General features: G+C 68.1%; 16 protein-coding genes. 15 read left to right on the forward strand and 1 reads right to left on the reverse strand.

Going from position 1 to position 19,076, the window contains the following annotated elements; all coding sequences use genetic code 11:
- The first annotated feature begins 62 nt into the window (after positions 1–62).
- The 9 genes from HMPREF3014_RS30410 to HMPREF3014_RS30450 all read left to right on the forward strand — a co-directional run bounded on the left by HMPREF3014_RS30410 (position 63) and on the right by HMPREF3014_RS30450 (position 11,111).
- Positions 63–587: an SAM-dependent methyltransferase gene (locus HMPREF3014_RS30410; RefSeq protein ID WP_079869073.1), complete on the forward strand. Its 525-nt coding sequence runs from the start codon at positions 63–65 to the stop codon at positions 585–587.
- 138 nt (positions 588–725) lie between these two features.
- Positions 726–4,331 carry a DUF2339 domain-containing protein gene (locus tag HMPREF3014_RS30415; RefSeq protein WP_023087886.1) on the forward strand — a complete coding sequence of 1,202 codons (3,606 nt, stop codon included), beginning with the start codon at positions 726–728 and terminating at the stop codon, positions 4,329–4,331.
- Positions 4,328–5,722, forward strand: a complete 1,395-nt coding sequence (locus HMPREF3014_RS30420) for a DUF3999 domain-containing protein (protein WP_034067871.1) — start codon at positions 4,328–4,330, stop codon at positions 5,720–5,722. The genes HMPREF3014_RS30415 and HMPREF3014_RS30420 overlap by 4 nt, the downstream gene beginning before the upstream one ends.
- A 108-nt stretch (positions 5,723–5,830) precedes the next feature.
- Positions 5,831–7,771: an esterase EstA gene (gene estA / locus HMPREF3014_RS30425; RefSeq protein ID WP_070734406.1), complete on the forward strand. Its 1,941-nt coding sequence runs from the start codon at positions 5,831–5,833 to the stop codon at positions 7,769–7,771.
- Positions 7,772–7,927: 156 nt separating this feature from the next.
- A complete protein-coding gene (gene gloA, locus HMPREF3014_RS30430; protein ID WP_003101793.1) occupies positions 7,928–8,458 on the forward strand; it encodes a lactoylglutathione lyase in 531 nt (176 codons plus the stop codon).
- A gap of 139 nt (positions 8,459–8,597) precedes the next feature.
- Positions 8,598–9,608 (forward strand): class 1 fructose-bisphosphatase, encoded by a 1,011-nt coding sequence (locus HMPREF3014_RS30435; RefSeq protein WP_003095990.1) that lies wholly within the window; start codon positions 8,598–8,600, stop codon positions 9,606–9,608.
- A 4-nt stretch (positions 9,609–9,612) separates the two neighbouring features.
- On the forward strand, positions 9,613–10,215 hold the full coding sequence (locus tag HMPREF3014_RS30440) for a DUF924 family protein (RefSeq protein WP_003101790.1): 603 nt from the start codon (positions 9,613–9,615) through the stop codon (positions 10,213–10,215).
- A 72-nt stretch (positions 10,216–10,287) separates the two neighbouring features.
- On the forward strand, positions 10,288–10,545 hold the full coding sequence (gene bamE / locus HMPREF3014_RS30445; protein WP_003095983.1) for an outer membrane protein assembly factor BamE domain-containing protein: 258 nt from the start codon (positions 10,288–10,290) through the stop codon (positions 10,543–10,545).
- The gene (locus tag HMPREF3014_RS30450; protein ID WP_023087885.1) at positions 10,542–11,111 is read left to right on the forward strand and encodes a lipocalin family protein; all 570 of its coding nucleotides are present in this window, start codon (positions 10,542–10,544) and stop codon (positions 11,109–11,111) included. The genes bamE and HMPREF3014_RS30450 overlap by 4 nt, the downstream gene beginning before the upstream one ends.
- Before the next feature lie 142 nt (positions 11,112–11,253).
- On the opposite strand, the gene HMPREF3014_RS30455 is transcribed toward HMPREF3014_RS30450, so the two are convergent.
- The gene (locus HMPREF3014_RS30455) at positions 11,254–12,615 is read right to left on the reverse strand and encodes a formimidoylglutamate deiminase (RefSeq protein WP_003101785.1); all 1,362 of its coding nucleotides are present in this window, start codon (positions 12,613–12,615) and stop codon (positions 11,254–11,256) included.
- Between the two features lie 100 nt (positions 12,616–12,715).
- On the opposite strand from HMPREF3014_RS30455, the gene hutC reads away from it, so the two are divergent.
- The 6 genes from hutC (at position 12,716) to hutU (ending at position 18,994) form a co-directional block, all read left to right on the forward strand.
- The gene (gene hutC / locus HMPREF3014_RS30460; protein WP_003095970.1) at positions 12,716–13,468 is read left to right on the forward strand and encodes a histidine utilization repressor; all 753 of its coding nucleotides are present in this window, start codon (positions 12,716–12,718) and stop codon (positions 13,466–13,468) included.
- A complete protein-coding gene (locus tag HMPREF3014_RS30465; protein WP_003110172.1) occupies positions 13,465–14,055 on the forward strand; it encodes a HutD/Ves family protein in 591 nt (196 codons plus the stop codon). Before hutC ends, HMPREF3014_RS30465 begins: the two co-directional genes overlap by 4 nt.
- Positions 14,056–14,196: 141 nt before the next feature.
- On the forward strand, positions 14,197–15,219 hold the full coding sequence (locus tag HMPREF3014_RS30470; protein ID WP_023087884.1) for an ABC transporter substrate-binding protein: 1,023 nt from the start codon (positions 14,197–14,199) through the stop codon (positions 15,217–15,219).
- A 15-nt stretch (positions 15,220–15,234) separates the two neighbouring features.
- Positions 15,235–16,173 carry a fatty acid desaturase gene (locus HMPREF3014_RS30475; RefSeq protein ID WP_023087883.1) on the forward strand — a complete coding sequence of 313 codons (939 nt, stop codon included), beginning with the start codon at positions 15,235–15,237 and terminating at the stop codon, positions 16,171–16,173.
- Positions 16,174–16,191: 18 nt separating this feature from the next.
- Positions 16,192–16,989 (forward strand): phosphate/phosphite/phosphonate ABC transporter substrate-binding protein, encoded by a 798-nt coding sequence (locus HMPREF3014_RS30480; RefSeq protein ID WP_003114463.1) that lies wholly within the window; start codon positions 16,192–16,194, stop codon positions 16,987–16,989.
- A 325-nt stretch (positions 16,990–17,314) separates the two neighbouring features.
- Positions 17,315–18,994, forward strand: a complete 1,680-nt coding sequence (gene hutU / locus HMPREF3014_RS30485; RefSeq protein WP_003095958.1) for a urocanate hydratase — start codon at positions 17,315–17,317, stop codon at positions 18,992–18,994.
- Positions 18,995–19,076: the final 82 nt, after the last annotated feature.

Here is a 19,076-nt window from a genome sequence, read left to right on the forward strand (position 1 = left end):
TCATGTGAGACGAACGCTATGCCGCCGAAGAGTATGTCTACGGAACCGAACCCAACGCTTTCCTGAAGGAGCATGCGCAGCGGCTGGCCGGGCCGGTGCTGAGCGTCGCCGAGGGCGAGGGGCGCAACGCGGTGTTCCTCGCTTCGCTGGGGCTGGAGGTGCTTGGCGTGGACGGCTCCGCCGTCGGCCTGGCCAAGGCGCGCCGGCTGGCCGAGGCGAAAGGCGTGTCGATCGACACCCTGGTGGTCGACCTGGCGGACTACGAACCGCCGGCAGCGGCGTTCGGCGCGGTGGTGTCGATCTTCGCGCACCTGCCCAGTCGCGTGCGCGGCAGACTCAACCGCCTGCTGGAGCGTTCGCTGCGACCGGGCGGTCTCTTCCTGCTGGAGGCCTATCGGCCGGAACAACTCGGCCGCGGCACCGGCGGCCCGGCGGACGTCGACATGCTGGTGAGCCGTGCGGCGCTGGAGGCTGAGCTGCCGGAGTGCGAAGTGCTGCTGGCGCGGGAAATCGAGCGCGAGGTGGTCGAGGGCCGTTTCCACACCGGCGCGGCCTGCGTGGTCCAGTTCATCGCCAGGAAGAGGTAGCTCGCCACGGGGCGGGCGTCGGAATGCGTCGAATCTCTGGAATGCGGGCTGTATACTCCCGGCGCGGGTTCCGCTCTGGCAGGATGGCCAGGGCAGGTATCAGTGGATCGTGGTACCTCTTGATCAAGGATTCGACGCATGCAATGGATTTTCATGCTGGTGGGCCTGATCCTCGGCGGCTTCGCCGGGGAATCGCTGGTCGGCGCCCTCCTCGGCGGCCTTTCCGGCCTGGCCCTGGGACAGGCCGTCTCGCTGCAGAACCTGGCGCAACAGAACGAGCGCCTGCGCAAGCAGATGAGCGAATTCGCCGAACGCTTCGAGCGCGGCACCGAGGTCATCCACCAGCGCTTGCTGCGCGTGGAGCGCCAGGCGCAGGACCTTCCCGAAAGCGTTCCCGAGCCGGCCGCCGGCATCGACCAGCCGCTCGCAGACACGCCTCCCGCTCCTCCCGCCGAGGTTGCCCCGCCGCTGGACTGGGACATCGAGCTACCGGCCGTCGAGGCTGCGCCGCCTCCGCCTCGTCCCCCCGAACCCGTCCAGCCCATCGAGCGTCAGCCGGCGTTCCAGCCTGACGCCCAGCCAGCGCCGCGCCGTGCCGCCCCTCCAGCGCCTCCACGCGAACCCTCGCTGGTCGAGCGTGGCTTCGCCGCGGCCAAGGGCTGGCTGTTCGGCGGCAACACGGTATTGCGCATCGGCGTGGTGCTGCTGTTCATCGGCCTGGCCTTCCTCCTGCGCTATGCCTCGGAACGGGTGGCGGTGCCGGTGGAGTACCGCTACGCCGGGGTGGCGCTGGCAGCGATGGCGCTGCTCGGCGTCGGCTGGTGGTTGCGCGAGCGGCGCGCCGCCTATGGCCTGATCCTGCAAGGCACCGGTATCGCGGTGCTGTACCTGACCATCTTCGCCGCCATGCGCCTGCATCCGCTGATCTCTCCCGGCGCGGCGCTGGCCCTGCTGGTGGTGGTGACGATCTGCTCGGCGATCCTCGCCGTGCTGCAGAACGCCATGGGCCTGGCGGTGGTGGCGGCGCTCGGCGGCTTCGCCGCGCCGATCCTGACCTCCACCGGCAGCGGCAACCATGTAGCGCTGTTCAGCTACTTCGCCCTGCTCAACGCCGGCATCTTCGCCATCGCCTGGTTCCGCGCCTGGCGGCCGCTCAACCTGGTCGGCTTCGTCGGCACCTTCGGCATCGGCTTCGCCTGGGGACTGCGCTCCTATACACCGGAGCTGTTCGCCAGCACCGAGCCGTTCCTGGCCCTGTTCTTCCTGATGTACGTCGGGATCGGCCTGCTCTTCGCCCGCCGCAAGCTGCTGGAGGCCGCGCAGGCGCCTGCCGAGCGCGGCGAACTGCTGCGCTGGTCGGCGCGACAGGCCGACTACATCGACGCCACCGTGCTGTTCGGCCCGCCACTGGTGGGGTTCGGCCTGCAATGCGCGGTGATCGGCCACATCGACTTCGGCATGGCCTTCAGCGCCCTGGCCCTGGGGCTCTTCTACATGGTCCTGGCGCGGGTGCTGCGCGGCCATGCTTCGGCCGGACGCACCAGCCTGCTGGTGGAAATCTGCCTGGCGCTGGGGGTGGTCTTCGGCACCTTGGCCATTCCGCTCGGCCTGGACGCGCGCTGGACCTCGGCCGCCTGGGCCGTCGAGGGCGCCGGCATCTACTGGCTCGGCCTGCACCAGCAACGCCGCCTGGCGCGGCTCTTCGCCCTGCTGTTGCAGGGCGGTGCGGCGTTGGCCTACCTGAATGGCGTGCGCCCGGGTGAGACGACGTTGCTGGAGGGTTCGCCGCTGGGCGCGCTGATGCTCGGTGCGGCGGCGCTGTTCAGCTTCTGGCAGCTGCGTCGCGCGCCGGCGAAAGCGCTGGCCGACTGGGAGCCCGCCTGCCGGCCGTTGCTGGCGGCCGCCGGCCTGGCCTTCCTCTACCTGGTCGCACCGCTCTGCCTGGCCGTCGACGGCACCGCCATCGCCTGGGCCGTGGCCGGCCTGGCGAGCTTGTTCGCCGGCTTGCGCCTGGGCTCGCGTACCTTCCTGTTCTGCGCCTTCGCCGTGCAACTGCTGGGCGGTGCGCTGTTCCTCCTGCATTTGCAGGGCGGCGATGGCCAGGGTGGGGTATTCGACTCGGGCTGGCGTGGCTTGATGACCGCCTCGCTGATTGGCCTGGCGCTGATCGGCGGCATGCTGCTGGCGGCGCGCGACCCGCTGGTGAAGGACGACAGTCGGCTGCTCATGGGCTTGAGCCTGGTGCTGCTGGCCGGTCTGGCGTTCGTCAACCTGGCAGTGCTGTTCGTCCTGCCTTGGCGCAGCGCCAGCGCGGTATGGGCCGGTAGCGGGCTGCTGATCATCTGGCTGAGCCTGGTGCTGCGCCAGCGCCTGAGCTTCTACTTCGGCCTCGCCTTGCAGGTAGTGGGCGGCCTGGCGTTCCTCCTCGCCGGGCCGTCGCTGTTCGGCTCGCTGAGCGGCGAAGGCCTGCGGCCCCTGGCCCATTCCGGGTTCTGGACGCCGGCAGTGCTGGCCCTGGCGGCGCTGGTCGGCGCCTGGCGGCTGCGCCGCGCCGGCGAGCGCGAGCGGGCGCTGGGTATCGGTACCCTCGGCCTGGCCGAGCTGTCGCACTTGCTGCTGCTCTGGGGAGCCGGCTGGTGGGCGCTGACCGCGCTGTGCGAAACCGTCCGCTTCGTGCCTTATGGCCTGCGCGAGCATGCGTTGCTGCTGGTGGCCGCGGCGACAGTGGCGTCGTGGATGCTGCTGGCGCTGCGCGAGCGCTGGCGCGAACTGGCCCTGCTGTGCCTGGCGCTGGTCCCGGTGGCGCTGTTGGCCCTGGCCAGTGCCTGGCGTTTCGATTACCAGCCGTTCGGCGAATTCGGCTGGCTGGCCTGGCCGCTGCTGTTCGCCACGCACCTGCTGTCGCTGCGACGCCTTGCCCCGTTGCTGCCGGCGAAGGCCCTGAGCGTTGCCCATGTGCTCGGTTGCTGGCTGTTGCTAGGGGTGCTGGCGCTGGAGCTGCGCTACCTGTTCGCCCTGCTCGCCGAACAGTACAACGCCTGGCGTTGGCTGGGCTGGGCGTTGGTCCCGAGCGCCTACCTGCTGCTGGTGGCTGGCGGGCGGAGCCTGCCCTGGCCGCTGCGCGACTTCCCGCGGGAGTATCGGCTGCTCGCCGCTGCGCCGGTGGCGCTGTTGCTGCTCGGCTGGTTCTGGAGCGCCAACCTGCTCAGCGACGGCGCTGCCGAGCCGCTGCCTTACCTGCCGCTGGCCAACCCGCTGGAACTGGGGCTGCTGATCGTGCTGTTCGCCCTCTACCGCTGGAGCGACGCCAGCCTGGCCTCGCTCGTCGATGGCAATGCCAGCGCGCGCCTGGGGCGCCAGGCGTTGGCCGGCGCCTCGCTGTTCGCCCTGCTGACCCTGGCGGTGTGCCGCGCCGCGCACCACCTGGCCGGCGTACCGTTCCAGGCCGAGGCGCTGGCCGCGTCGATGCTGGTGCAGGCGGGGCTGTCGCTGGTCTGGACGCTCTGTGCGCTGGGCCTGACCATCGCCGGTACCCGTCTCGGCCGGCGCGACCTGTGGATGGTCGGCGCGGCGCTGGTCGGCGTCGTGGTGGTCAAGCTGTTCTTCGTCGAGCTGGGCAACAGTGGCAGCCTGGAGCGAATCATCTCCTTCATCGGGGTCGGCGTCCTGTTGCTGGTCGTCGGCTACTTCTCACCCTTGCCTCCGCGTCGCGCCGAGGTCGCATCGGAGGCCGAGCAGCCATGACGCGCTCCTTTTCGTTCAGAACCGCCGGCCTGCTCCTGCTGGGCGCCTGCCTGTCCCTGCCGCTGTCGGCGAAGGAGTCTGCCGAAGGTTTCAGCCGCCAGGTGGCGCTGTCGCTGCAGGGCGAAGGTCCCTGGTATCGCCTGAGCATCCCGATGAGCGTGCAGTTGTCGGCTGCCCATGCCGACCTGCGCGACCTGCGGGTCTTCGATGCCGAAGGCGAGGCCTTGCCCTACGCCCTGGTGGCCGGCAGCGAGCGCCAGGCCAGCACGCCGCATGAGGCCGAGGTGCGGCTGTTCCCGTTGCGAGGCACGTCCGCCGCCGACGCGACGCAACCGAACCTGCGGGTGCAGCGCAACACCAGCGGCACCATAGTCGAGGTGCTGCCGGAAAACGCCGGGCCGGCTGCCGAGACTTTGCGCGGCTGGCTGATCGACGCGAGCGCGGTGACGTTTCCCCTGGAGCGCCTGCGGCTGGACTGGAGCAGCCCGGAGGAGGGCTTCCAGCGCTTCTCCGTGGAAGCCAGCGACGACCTCGAGCATTGGCAGGCCTGGGGTGACGGACAGATCGCCCGCTTGACCTTCAACGGCGAACGCATCGACGTCAGCGAGGTCAAGCTTCCCGGCCGCCAGGCCCGCTACCTGCGTCTGGCCTGGCCGGCCGGGGCAACCGCGGCAGACCTCCAAGGCGCCCGCCTGCAAGGCAGCACGCGGAGCACCGAGCCGGCGCCGATGATCTGGTCCGAGCCGCTGGCCGGGCGCCAGGCGGGGGACGGCGAGTACCGCTGGCAGTTGCCGCTGGCGTTGCCGTTGCAGCGGGTGCGGGTGTCCCTGCAGCAGGCGCTGACCCACACCATCGTCCCGGTGGAACTGTCCGGCCGTGATCGTACGGAGAACGCTTCGCCGCGCCGGGAGACCGCCTGGAGCAGCCTGGCACGCGGGGTTCTCTACCGGCTGCCGATCGACGGCCGCAACGTACAGCAGAACGAGCTGGAACTGCCGGGCTGGGCGGTGCGCGAGCTGCGTCTGCAGGTGGACCAACGAGGTACCGGCCTGGGCCCGGAGGTCCCGTCCCTGAGTGTCGGCCTGCCGGCCAGCGAACTGGTGTTCCTGGTGCGCGGCAGCCCGCCGTACCGGCTGGCGTTCGGCAAGCCCGGCGCGCAGTCGGCGGCGCTGCCGCTCGGCGTACTGATTCCCGGCTATACCGAGAGCAAGCGCGCCACCCTGGGTAGCGCCAGCCTGGGCGAACCGCTGGAGGTGGCCATGGCGGTCGCGGCGCCGGCACCGGGTAGCGACTGGAAGAAGATCGGCCTGTGGGCGGTACTTCTGCTGGGGGTCGCTCTGCTGGTAATAATGGCAATGAGCCTGCTGCGTTCCTCGCCGAACAAGCCATGAGCCGGTTCCGCGCTATGCTGTTCGGCTGAGGAGGCTTTACGACGGGCCCCGGGGCGCATGCCGACGACGCGGCGGCCCGACAATAAAAACAAATCACGGAGTAAGAGAATGATCAGAATGGCGCTCAAGCCACTGGTAGCGGCCTGCCTGCTGGCTTCGCTGTCCACCGCCCCGCAGGCTGCTCCTTCGCCCTATTCGACGCTGGTGGTGTTCGGCGACAGCCTCAGCGATGCCGGGCAGTTCCCCGATCCTGCCGGCCCCGCCGGAAGCACCTCGCGTTTCACCAACCGGGTCGGCCCGACCTACCAGAACGGCAGCGGCGAGATCTTCGGACCGACCGCGCCCATGCTGCTCGGCAATCAGCTCGGCATCGCCCCGGGCGACCTGGCTGCCTCGACCTCGCCGGTCAACGCCCAGCAGGGCATCGCCGACGGCAACAACTGGGCGGTGGGCGGCTACCGGACCGACCAGATCTACGACTCGATCACCGCGGCCAACGGCTCGCTGATCGAGCGCGACAATACCCTCCTGCGCAGCCGCGATGGCTACCTGGTGGACCGTGCCCGCCAGGGCCTGGGTGCCGATCCGAACGCGTTGTACTACATCACCGGCGGCGGCAACGACTTCCTCCAGGGGCGCATCCTCAACGACGTCCAGGCACAACAGGCCGCCGGTCGCCTGGTGGATAGCGTGCAGGCCCTGCAGCAGGCCGGCGCGCGCTACATCGTGGTCTGGCTGTTGCCCGACCTGGGCCTGACCCCGGCTACCTTCGGTGGTCCCTTGCAGCCTTTCGCCAGCCAACTCAGCGGCACGTTCAACGCCGAGCTGACCGCCCAGTTGAGCCAGGCCGGCGCCAACGTCATTCCGTTGAACATCCCGCTGCTGCTCAAGGAAGGCATGGCCAACCCGGCTTCCTTCGGCCTGGCCGCCGACCAGAACCTGATCGGCACCTGTTTCAGCGGCAACGGCTGTACCATGAACCCGACCTACGGGATCAACGGCAGCACGCCCGACCCGAGCAAACTGCTGTTCAACGACAGCGTGCACCCGACCATCACCGGCCAGCGCCTGATCGCCGACTACACCTATTCGCTGCTGTCGGCGCCCTGGGAGTTGACCCTGCTGCCGGAAATGGCCCACGGCACCCTGCGTGCCTACCAGGACGAACTGCGCAGCCAGTGGCAGGCGGACTGGGAGAACTGGCAGAACGTCGGCCAGTGGCGCGGCTTCGTCGGCGGCGGTGGCCAGCGCCTGGACTTCGACTCCCAGGACAGCGCCGCCAGCGGCGACGGCAATGGCTACAACCTGACCCTTGGCGGCAGCTACCGCATCGACGAGGCCTGGCGCGCCGGGGTCGCCGCCGGTTTCTACCGGCAGAAGCTGGAAGCCGGCGCCAAGGATTCCGACTACCGGATGAACAGCTACATGGCCAGCGCCTTCGTGCAGTACCAGGAAAACCGCTGGTGGGCCGACGCGGCGTTGACCGGCGGCTACCTCGACTACGACGACCTGAAGCGCAAGTTCGCCCTGGGCGGCGGCGAGCGCAGCGAGAAAGGCGACACCAACGGCCACCTGTGGGCGTTCAGCGTGCGCCTGGGCTACGACATCGCCCAGCAGGCCGACAGTCCCTGGCACCTGTCGCCGTTCGTCAGCGCCGACTATGCACGGGTCGAGGTCGACGGCTATTCCGAGAAGGGCGCCAGCGCCAGCGCGCTCGACTACGACGACCAGAAGCGCAGCTCGAAGCGCCTGGGCGCCGGCCTGCAAGGCAAGTACGCGTTCGGCAGCGATACCCAGCTGTTCGCCGAGTACGCCCACGAACGCGAGTACGAGGACGACACCCAGGACCTCACCATGTCCCTCAACAGCCTGCCGGGCAATCGCTTTACCCTCGAAGGCTACACCCCGCAGGACCACCTCAACCGCGTCTCCCTCGGCTTCAGCCAGAAGCTGGCACCGGAGCTGTCGCTGCGCGGCGGCTACAACTGGCGCAAGGGCGAGGACGATACCCAGCAGAGCGTCAGCCTGGCGCTGAGCCTGGACTTCTGAGGTAGCGGCGACCGGCGCCCGGGCGGCGCCGGTCGCGTTTCTCGCCGACGGAACGAACGGCGCGCGCCGGCATCAAGAGAGTAGTACCCCGCTGTTACTCGCCGCCCGGTCGACCGCCATACACTGCCGATCCGTTTCGTTCGAGGGAATCGCCCGATGAGTTTCAACACCGAAGTACAGCCCGGCATCTGCATGGAGCCGGACGCCATCACCCAGGAATACGTGTTCAACCACACCATGTTGCGGGTCAAGGATCCGAAGCGCTCGCTCGACTTCTACTCGCGGGTGCTCGGCATGCGCCTGCTGCGTCGCCTGGATTTCGAGGAAGGCCGCTTCTCCCTGTATTTCCTCGCCATGACCCGTGGCGAAGAAGTGCCTGATGCGGTCGACGAGCGCCAGCGATATACCTTCGGGCGCCAGTCGGTCCTCGAGCTGACCCACAACTGGGGCAGCGAGAGCGACGACAGCCAGTACCACAACGGCAACCAGGACCCGCGCGGGTTCGGCCATATCTGTTTCTCGGTGCCCGACCTGGTGGCGGCTTGCGAGCGTTTCGAAACGCTCGGGGTGAACTTCGTCAAGCCGCTGGACCGAGGCATGAAGAACGTGGCCTTCATCAGCGATCCCGACGGCTACTGGGTGGAAATCGTCCAGGCCAGCCTGAACGGCGAGATGGGGCGCGGCTGACGACCGTCGATCGGTTGCGCGCCGCGGAAATGAACCGCGCCGCCGCCGCCGATCTCCAACCGGCGGTTGCGCGGAGTCAAGCGTGACCGCCAATTCCGCGTTAAACTGCGCGGGTTTTTTCCTCTCTCCGGAGCCATCCATGTCCCGCGTTACCCTGAGCCGCTATCTGATCGAGCAGACCCGCAGCCACAACACCCCGGCCGACCTGCGCTTCCTCATCGAGGTCGTGGCGCGTGCCTGCAAGGAAATCAGCCATGCGGTGTCCAAGGGCGCGCTGGGCGGCGTGCTCGGCAGCATGGGCACCGAGAACGTGCAGGGCGAGGTGCAGAAGAAGCTGGACGTGATGTCCAACGAGATCCTGCTGGAAGCCAACGAATGGGCCGGCAACCTGGCCGGCATGGCCTCCGAGGAGATGGACCACCCCTACCAGATTCCGGGGCGCTATCCGAAAGGCGCCTACCTGTTGGTCTTCGACCCGCTGGACGGCTCCAGCAACATCGACGTCAACGTCTCGGTCGGCACCATCTTCTCGGTGCTGCGCTGCCCCAACGAGTACCTGAACCAGAACGATACCCTGCGCGAGGAAGCCTTCCTCCAGCCGGGCACCACCCAGGTCGCCGCCGGCTACGCCATCTACGGCCCGCAGACCATGCTGATGCTGACCCTCGGCAATGGCGTCAAGGGCTTCACCCTGGATCGCGAGCTGGGCAGCTTCGTCCTCACCCACGACAACATCAGCGTGCCGGAAAGCACCGCCGAGTTCGCCATCAACATGTCCAACCAGCGCCACTGGGAAGCGCCGGTGAAACGCTACGTGGAAGAACTGCTGGCCGGCAAGGAAGGCCCGCTGGGCAAGAACTACAACATGCGCTGGATCGCCTCGATGGTCGCCGACGTCCACCGCATCCTGACCCGTGGCGGCGTCTTCATGTACCCGCGCGACGCCCGCGAGCCGGAGAAGCCCGGCAAGCTGCGCCTGATGTACGAAGCCAACCCGATGTCGTTCATCATCGAGCAGGCCGGCGGCGCCGCCACCAACGGCACCCAGCGCATCCTCGACATCAAGCCGGAGAACCTGCACCAGCGTGTCGCGGTGTTCCTCGGCTCGAAGCAGGAAGTCGAGCGCATCACCGGCTACCACGCGGAGTAGGCCGATGAGCGCGCCCTGGGAGACCTTGCTCGACTGGTGGTTCGGCACCTCCAGCGATGCCGCCGAGGTGGTTGCCCAGCGCAACGGCCTGTGGTTCGGCAAGAACGTCTGCCAGGACGCCGATGCCGGCGGCCGTTTCGGCGACCTGGTGAACCAGGCGCTGGACGGCGGCTTGCAGGAGTGGACGGCCGAGGCCGATGGCTGGCTGGCGCTGATCCTGTTGCTCGACCAGTTGCCGCGGATGATCTACCGCGACACGCCGCGCGCCTACGCCGGCGACGCCCGGGCGCAACGGGTGGTGCGCGAGGGCCTGGAAAAAGGCTTCGACCGCCAGTTGCCGCCGGTGCGCCGGGTGTTCGCCTACCTGGTCCTGGAGCACGCCGAGGACCTGCCCAGCCAGGAGCGGGCGGTAGCCTGCTTCCGCGACCTGCGCGATCAGGTCGGTGGCAGCGTGCGCAAGCCCTTCGACGATTTCTACGACTATGCCGAGCGGCATCATGCGGTAGTCGCCCGCTTCGGTCGCTTTCCCCATCGCAACGCCATTCTCGGCCGCCCCTCCAGCGAGGAGGAGACGGCGTTCCTCAGGGAACCCGGTTCGCGTTTCTGACTCCAAGGCTCCGGATTTCCCCCGCGTGTGCCAAGCTGTAGGGCAGCGCTTCCCCCGAACAAGGAGTTCCTCATGGCGTCGTTCCGTACCCTGGCCGTGGTCGCTTTCTGCGTCGTCCTGGCCGCCTGCAGCAAGATCAACCAGGAAAACTATTCCAAGCTCAAGGCCGGCATGAGCAAGGCCGAGGTCGAGGCGATCCTCGGCAAGCCCACCGAGTGCTCCGGCGCGCTGGGCATGTCCAGTTGCACCTGGGGCGACGAGAAGGCTTTCATCAGCGTGCAGTACGCGGCCGACAAGGCGCTGCTCTTCTCCGGCCAGGGGCTCAAGTGATCGGTCTGCCGATCCGGGTGCTCTGCACCCTGTGGCTGGGCTTGCTGCTGGTCGGTTGCGCGGGCTCGCCGAAGAATCCGCCGGCCACCGAGCAGGTCGACCTCCAGCGCTACCAGGGCACCTGGTACGAACTGGCGCGCTTGCCGATGTTCTTCCAGCGCAACTGCGCGCAATCGGAGGCGCATTACCGCTTGCAGGAAGACCAGAGCATCCAGGTGATCAACCGCTGCCTGACCCCGGATGGCGACTGGGAGCAGGTGGAGGGGCGGGCGGTCGCCCAGCAGCCGGGCCGCACCGACAAGTTGTGGGTGCGCTTCGACAACTGGTTCGCCAATCTCTTCCCCAACGTGGCGCGCGGCGACTATTGGGTGCTGGCGGTGGACGACGACTACCGTACCGCGCTGGTGGGCAATCCGAACCGTGAATACCTGTGGCTGCTGTCGCGTACCCCGCAGGTTTCGCAGCAGACCCGCGAGCGTCTGCTGGAAGAAGCGCGCAGCCGCGGTTACGCGGTGGACGAGCTGATCTGGCGGGTACCCGACGGCCAGTTGAAGCGGAGCCAGTGAAGGAACGCCCCGCCGGGGCGTTTTTTCTTTCCAGCGCCGTTCACGCCTGGCGGCTGGCGTGGGAAGTATCGGCGTTTAGCGCCCGACGGCTCGAACGAGTGGGGCGGATAAGCGCAACGCGGTTGTCCGCCGCTGCGCAGGGTCAGTCGAGCAGTTCCCCCAGCACCTGGACGAACGCCCGTGCGCTGCGTTCTTCCCCTGCATGCCGGCCGTCGCGCACCACCCATCTGCCGGCCACCATCACGTCGCGCACCTGGCGGTCGCCGCCGGCGAACAGCCAGCGGTTGAGCAGGGCGTCGCCCTCGGCGCTGGCCAGGTAGGGGTCGTTGCCGTCGAGCACCAGCAGGTCGGCGCGGCGGCCCACGGCGAGGCTACCGATCGGCTGCCCAAGGGCCTGGGCGCCGCCAGCCAGCGCAGCGTCGTAGAGCGTGCGGCCGATCATCGGCTGGTCGTCGCGGTACAGCCGGTTGCGTTTCCGGTCGCGCAGGCGCTGGCCGTATTCCAGCCAGCGGAGTTCCTCGACCACGCTGAGCGAGACGTGGCTGTCCGAGCCGATGCCCAGGCGCCCGCCCTGGGCGAGGAAGTCCGTCGCCGGGAAGATGCCGTCGCCGAGGTTGGCCTCGGTGCTCAGGCACAGGCCGGCCACCGCGCCGCTACGCGCCATCGCCGCCACCTCGGCGGGGTCGGCGTGGGTCGCATGGACCAGGCACCAGCGCTGGTCGACCGCGACGTTCTCGTACAGCCATTGCAACGGCCGGCGTCCGCTCCAGGCCAGGCAGTCGTCGACTTCCTTCTGCTGTTCGGCGATATGGATGTGGACCGGCAGGTCGTCGTGGCCGGCGGCGAGGACCGTGGCGATCTGCTGCGGAGTCACCGCGCGCAGGGAGTGGAAGCACAGGCCCAGGGAGTGGCCTGCCGCCTCCAGCGGCGCGCGCAGGCGCTGGAGCAGTTCCAGGTAGGCCTCGCTGCCATTGATGAAGCGCCGCTGGCCCTCGCTGGCCGGCTGGCCGCCGAAGCCTGCGTGACTGTAAAGCACGGGCAGCAGGGTCAGGCCGATACCTGTGGCGCTGGCGGCGCGGGAGATGCGCAGGGAAAGTTCGGCGGGGTCGGCGTAGGAGCGGCCGTCGAGGTCGTGATGGACGTAGTGGAATTCCGCCACCGCGGTGTAGCCGGCCTTGAGCATCTCGATGTAGAGCTGGCAGGCGATGACCTCGATCTGTTCCGGCGACAGTCGAGCGACCATCCGGTACATCAGCTCGCGCCAGGTCCAGAAACTGTCGTTGGGATTGCCGGCGACTTCGGCGAGCCCGGCCATGGCGCGCTGGAACGCGTGCGAATGGAGGTTGGGCATCCCCGGCAGCACGGCGCCGCCGAGGCGTTCGGCGCCGTCGGCGTTGGCGTCGGGACGAATCCCGGCGAGGACTCCGTCCGCGGAAATCTCGAAACGGACATTTCGCGCCCAGCCTTCCGGCAGCAACGCACGTTCAGCGAAAATTGCGGACATAATCAGCTCACACGCAGTCTGTTTTATTTGTATATACATATACAGACGATTAAGCGGTGCGTAAACTCACTTCATCGACGCCTCGACAAGGAGTCTCTCCGTGACGTCCTCTTCCTCCGATCGTTCCCCGCTGGCCTCGCAACTCGGCGAGGTACCGGCGCCGCTCTACGCGCGGGTCAAGCAGATGATCGTCAGCCAGATCCAGTCGGGCGCCTGGCCGCCGCACCACCGGGTGCCGTCCGAGAGCGAACTGGTCAGCCAGCTCGGCTTCAGTCGCATGACCATCAATCGCGCCCTGCGCGAACTGACCAGCGACGGCCTGCTGGTGCGCATGCAGGGGGTAGGAACCTTCGTCGCCGAGCCCAAGGGCCAGTCGGCGCTGTTCGAGGTGCACAACATCGCCGACGAGATCGCGGCCCGCGGGCATCGCCATCGTTGCCAGGTGATCACCCTCGGCGAGGAGGTCGCCGGCCCCGAGCGCGCCCTGGCACTGGACGTGCGCGAAGGCCAGCGGGTGTTCCACTCGCTGATCGTGCACTACGAGAACGATATCCCGGTGCAGATCGAGGACCGCTACGTGAACGCCGCGGTGGCGCCGGACTACCTCAAGCAGGATTTCACCCGGCAAACGCCCTATGCCTACCTGACCCAGGTGGCGCCGCTCACCGAGGGCGAGCATGTGGTCGAGGCGATCCTCGCCGAGCCGGCCGAGTGCAAGCTGTTGCAGATCGAACGCGGCGAGCCGTGCCTGCTGATCCGCCGCCGCACATGGTCCGGGCGTGTCGCGGTGACCGCCGCGCGGCTGCTGCACCCGGGTTCCCGCCACCGTCTGGAAGGACGCTTCAGCTCATGAGCGAATTCCGCATCCTGCGCGCCGTCGACTACCCGAGAATGCCGTGGAAGAACGGCGCCGGCTCCACCGAGGAGATCGCCCGCGACGGCGGCGACGGCCTGGACGGCTTCGGCTGGCGCCTGTCGATCGCCGATGTCGGCGAGTCCGGCGGCTTCTCCCGCTTCGCCGGTTACCAGCGGATCATCAGCGTGCTGGAGGGCGGCGGCATGCGCCTGCGGGTGGATGGCGCGGAATCCGCGCCGCTACGCGCGCGGCAGGCCTTCGCCTTTTCCGGCGACAGCGAGGTGCACTGCACCCTGCTCGATGGAGCTATCCGCGACTTCAACCTGATCTATGCGCCCCGGCGCCATCGCGCGCGCCTGCAATGGCTGTGGGTCGAGGGCGAGCTGGACTGGCACGGCACGGCGAGCACGCTGCTGCTGTTCGCCCAGCAGGGCGGGGTAGCGATTTCCTTGCAAGGGCAACCTCGCGGGCAACTGGCTGCCCACGACTGCCTGTGCGCCGAGGGACTGCAGGGCTTGCAGCATTGGCGCCTGACGGCACACGAGCCGGCGTGGGTCTGTGCGGTGGAACTCGATTCGCTGTGATTCGCCGGCGCCGCCAGGAAAAAGCGTCTACACCGAAAGGGTAGGCGCTTTTGTCTATCCAAAGAACCAAACGTTATTAATCCAATATTTTTAATGCCTATATAGTTCTGCATGCCGTCCGACTCCAACCGGGAGACCCGCATGCCCCCGCTTCGCCAGATCCTCGCCGTCCTCGCCCTGGGCGCCAGCCTCGCCAGCCAGACCGCCGTCGCGGCGGAATGCCCGTACCCGGGCAAAGTGGTGTTCGCCGGGCTGAACTGGGAAAGCGGCATGTTCACCACCGACCTGTTGCGCTACGTACTGGAAAAAGGCTACGGCTGCGAGACCGACGCGCTGCCGGGCAATACCGTGACCATGGAAAACGCCCTGCGCCAGAACGATATCCAGGTCACCGGGGAGCAATGGGCCGGGCGTAGCCCGGTGTGGCGCGCGGCGGAGGAGGCGGGCGAGGTGTTCTCCGCCGGCGAGACGGTGAAGGGCGCCACCGAGGGCTGGTGGGTGCCGGAGTACCTGGTCAAGGGCGACCCGCAACGAGGCATCGAGGCGAAGGCGCCGGAGTTGAGGTCGGTCGCCGACCTGCCGCGCTACAAGGCGCTGTTCCGCGATCCCGAGGAGCCCGCCAAGGGGCGTTTCTACAACTGCCCGACCGGTTGGACCTGCGAGATCGTCAACAGCCAGAAGCTCAAGGCCTACAGGTTGCAGGACAGCTACACGAACTTCCGCACCGGCACCGGCCCGGCGCTGGATGCGGCGATCAGTGCGGCCTTCCGGCGCGGTGAGCCGGTGCTTTTCTACTATTGGTCGCCGACTCCGTTGATGGGCCGTTTCAAGCTGGTGCAACTGGAAGAGCCGCCGTTCAGCGAGAAGGCCTGGGCCACCCTGTCCGATCCGAAGAACCCCGACCCCATCGGTTCCCGCTCGTTGCCGGCGAAGATCACCATTGGCGTTTCCCGCGATTTCCATGACAAGGCGCCGGCGTTGGTCGAGCTGTTCCGCAAGGTCGAGATCCCCTTGCCGCTGTTCAACGAGCTGCTCGCCGACATGGCGCAGAATCATCGCGAGGTCGGCGAGGTGCGTGCGCAGTTCCTTCGCCAGCATCGCGAAATCTGGAGCCACTGGGTGCCGGCCGAAGTCGCCGCGCGCCTCGATACCTCCCTGAGGTAAGCCTCGCCAGCCTTCATGGCGCACTACCTGAGCGGGCGTCAGCGCACCCTGGTGCGGCGGCTCCAGGATACCTTCCAGGCGCGCAGCGAATGGCCGACCTGGCTGCTGATCGCCTGCCTGTACGGCGGTTGGGCACTGCTCGCCAGCCAGTATCGGCATTGGGGCTGGCCGGTGCTGGCGGGGCTGGTGCCGTTCGCCTCCCTCTACATGTCGTTGCAGCATGAGCTGATCCATGGCCACCCGACCCGCTGGCCGAGGTTCAACGCCGTGCTCGGCTACCTGCCGCTGGCCGTCTGGTATCCCTATCCGCTGTACCGTGACAGCCACTTGCGGCACCACCGCGACGAGCAACTGACCTACCCGGGGCTGGACCCCGAGAGTCGTTACGTCAGTCTGTCCGAATGGCCACGCCTGGGCTCCTGGCGGCGGCGCTGGCTCTGCCTGGACAAGACCCTGCTCGGTCGCGCCACCCTCGGCCCGCTGCTGGCCCTGGCGGCGATGGCGCGCCTGGAGGGTTCGCGGTTGCGCCAGGGAGAGGGCGCCGCCTGGCGCCTGTGGAGCCTGCATGCCGTGCTGCTGGGCGGGTTGCTGGCCGGGCTTTGGCGCTGGGCGGGCATCCCGCCCTGGTTGTACCTGCCGGCGGTGGCCTATCCGGCCCTCGGTCTGAGCATGCTGCGCTCTTTCTACGAGCACCGTCCGGCCCGCGAGCCGGCGCAGCGCAGCGTGCTGGTCGAGGCGGGGTGGCCTTGGCGGCTGCTGTTCCTCAACAACAACCTGCATCTGGTCCACCACGATCTGCCGGGCCTGCCCTGGTACCTGCTGCCACGCGTGTATAGCGCAAGCCGCCGTGCCTACCGGCGACGCAGTGGCGATTTCCACCTGCCCGGCTATGGTCGTCTATGGCGGCGCCACGGTTGGCGGCCGGTGGATGCGCCGGTGCATCCCGAGCATTGAAGGCAGGCGGACGAGAGCATGATCGATACCCCGGTGGTGGCGGCGCTGGACATGTATGTCGAGCCGGACTGCGTCAGGCAGGCCGGCGCAACCTTCATCGGCGAGGTCTGCCGGCGCCTGGGCGTGCGCCGTTACGCGTCGGCCGCCACCGATCTGGCGGTGCAGTGGCGACAGCCTAACCTGTTGTTCGCGCAGACCTGCGGCTATCCGCTGATGACCCAGTTGCGCGGCCAGGTGGCGGTGCTCGCGGTGCCCAGCTACGACTTGCCCGATTGTGCTCCCGGCGAGCATTGCAGCCTGTTCGTCGCCGCCGAAGGACAGGCGCGCCAGCGCCTCGGCGACTTCCGCAATACCCGCCTGGCGCTCAACGACCACGACTCCAACAGCGGCATGAACCTGCTGCGCCATGCGCTGGCGCCGCTGGGGCGAGACTCGGCGTTCTTCGCCGAGGTGCACATCAGCGGCGGCCACCTGCGCAGCCTGGCGATGGTGGCCGCGGGTGAGGTCGAGCTGACCTCGGTGGATGCAGTGACCTTCGGCTACCTGCAACGCCACGCACCGGAGCGCCTGGACGGCCTGCGCGTGCTCGGGCGCAGCGCGCCGAGCCCGGCCTTGCCGCTGATCACCTCGCTGCACTGGAGTGCGGCGCAACGCCGCGAGCTGTTCGAAGCGCTGAACCTGACGCTGATCGAGTGCCCGCACCTGGCCGCGACACTGGCGCTGAAAAGCTTCCTCCCGGCCGGCGAGGAGCATTACCGGATTCTCCTCGACTACGAGCGTCAGGCGCAGGGCTGGGGTTACCCGCAATTGCGCTGAACGGTGTTACCGAAGGCCCCAAACCGGTGCGCGCACGCTTCGATCACGTGCACCCAGGGCCGTTCCGGCAGGCTCCTTCTCCCGGGGGAGAGGCTACCTTCACTAATTCTTAACTACAGAAAAATCAACGGGTTGAATGAAATTCACGGGAATGTGGAGATATCGCCGGAGGGCGTGGCGGCAGAATTGGCCCTTCCTTTGCTTATACTTGTATGTACAAGCATAGATGTGTTCGGTAGACCCAGCCCGACCTCTGCTTCGTCCCCGAATTCAGGCGCACCCTCGCCGGTCGCCGCCCGTTGAACGCCACGCCCAGGAGCCTGCCGTGACCACCCCGAGCAAATTCCGCGATATTGAAATCCGCGCCCCGCGCGGCACTACGCTGACCGCCAAGAGCTGGCTGACCGAAGCGCCGCTGCGCATGCTGATGAACAACCTCGACCCGGAGGTCGCGGAGAACCCCAGGGAACTGGTGGTTTACGGCGGCATCGGCCGTGCCGCGCGCAACTGGGAGTGCTACGACAGGATCGTCGAGACCCTCAAGCAACTGAACGACGACGAGACCCTGCTGGTACAGTCCGGCAAGCCGGTCGGCGTGTTCAAGACCCACGCCAACGCGCCGCGGGTGCTGATCGCCAACTCCAACCTGGTGCCGCACTGGGCGACCTGGGAACACTTCAACGAACTGGACGCCAAGGGCCTGGCGATGTACGGCCAGATGACCGCCGGTTCGTGGATCTACATCGGCAGCCAGGGCATCGTCCAGGGCACCTACGAAACCTTCGTCGAGGCTGGCCGCCAGCATTACGACGGCAATCTCAAGGGCCGCTGGGTGCTTACCGCCGGCCTTGGCGGCATGGGCGGCGCCCAGCCGCTGGCGGCGACCCTGGCCGGCGCCTGTTCGCTGAACATCGAGTGCCAGCAGAGCCGCATCGACTTCCGCCTGCGCAGTCGCTACGTCGACGAGCAGGCCAAGGACCTGGACGACGCCCTGGCGCGGATCCAGCGCTACACCGCCGAAGGCAAGGCCATCTCCATCGCCCTGCTGGGCAATGCCGCCGAGATCCTTCCGGAACTGGTTCGCCGCGGCGTACGCCCGGACATGGTCACCGACCAGACCAGCGCCCACGATCCACTCAACGGCTACCTGCCGGCCGGCTGGAGCTGGGAAGAGTACCGCGACCGCGCGCAGACCGACCCGGCCGCCGTGGTCAAGGCCGCCAAGCAGTCCATGGCGGTACACGTGCGGGCCATGCTGGCGTTCCAGCAGCAGGGCGTGCCGACCTTCGACTATGGCAACAACATCCGCCAGATGGCCAAGGAAGAGGGGGTGGCCAATGCCTTCGATTTCCCCGGCTTCGTCCCGGCCTACATCCGCCCGCTGTTCTGTCGCGGCATCGGTCCGTTCCGCTGGGCCGCGCTGTCGGGCGACCCGCAGGACATCTACAAGACCGACGCCAAGGTCAAGCAACTGATCCCCGACGATGCCCACCTGCACCGTTGGCTGGACATGGCCCGCGAGCGCATCAGCTTCCAGGGCCTGCCGGCGCGCATCTGCTGGGTTGGCCTGGGGCTGCGCGCCAAGCTCGGCCTGGCCTTCAACGAGATGGTGCGCAGCGGCGAGCTGTCCGCGCCGATCGTCATCGGCCGCGACCACCTCGACTCCGGCTCGGTGGCCAGCCCCAACCGCGAGACCGAGGCCATGCAGGACGGCTCCGACGCGGTGTCCGACTGGCCGCTGCTGAATGCCCTGCTGAATACCGCCAGCGGCGCCACCTGGGTCTCGCTGCACCACGGCGGCGGCGTAGGCATGGGCTTCTCCCAGCACTCCGGGATGGTGATCGTCTGCGACGGTAGCGACGAGGCCGCCGAACGCATCGCCCGCGTGCTGACCAACGACCCGGGGACCGGGGTGATGCGGCACGCCGACGCCGGCTACCAGGTCGCCATCGATTGCGCGAAGGAGCAGGGCCTGAACCTTCCGATGATCACCGCCCAGCGCTGACCTCGAAAACCGCCTCCACGCCGGCGGGGTGTGGGGGCGGCCGCCCACTGTCCCGACCAGGCCACAACAAGAATGGCGGCGC

This window comes from Pseudomonas sp. HMSC065H01 (assembly GCF_001815235.1).
Taxonomy (GTDB): Bacteria; Pseudomonadota; Gammaproteobacteria; order Pseudomonadales; family Pseudomonadaceae; genus Pseudomonas; species Pseudomonas aeruginosa.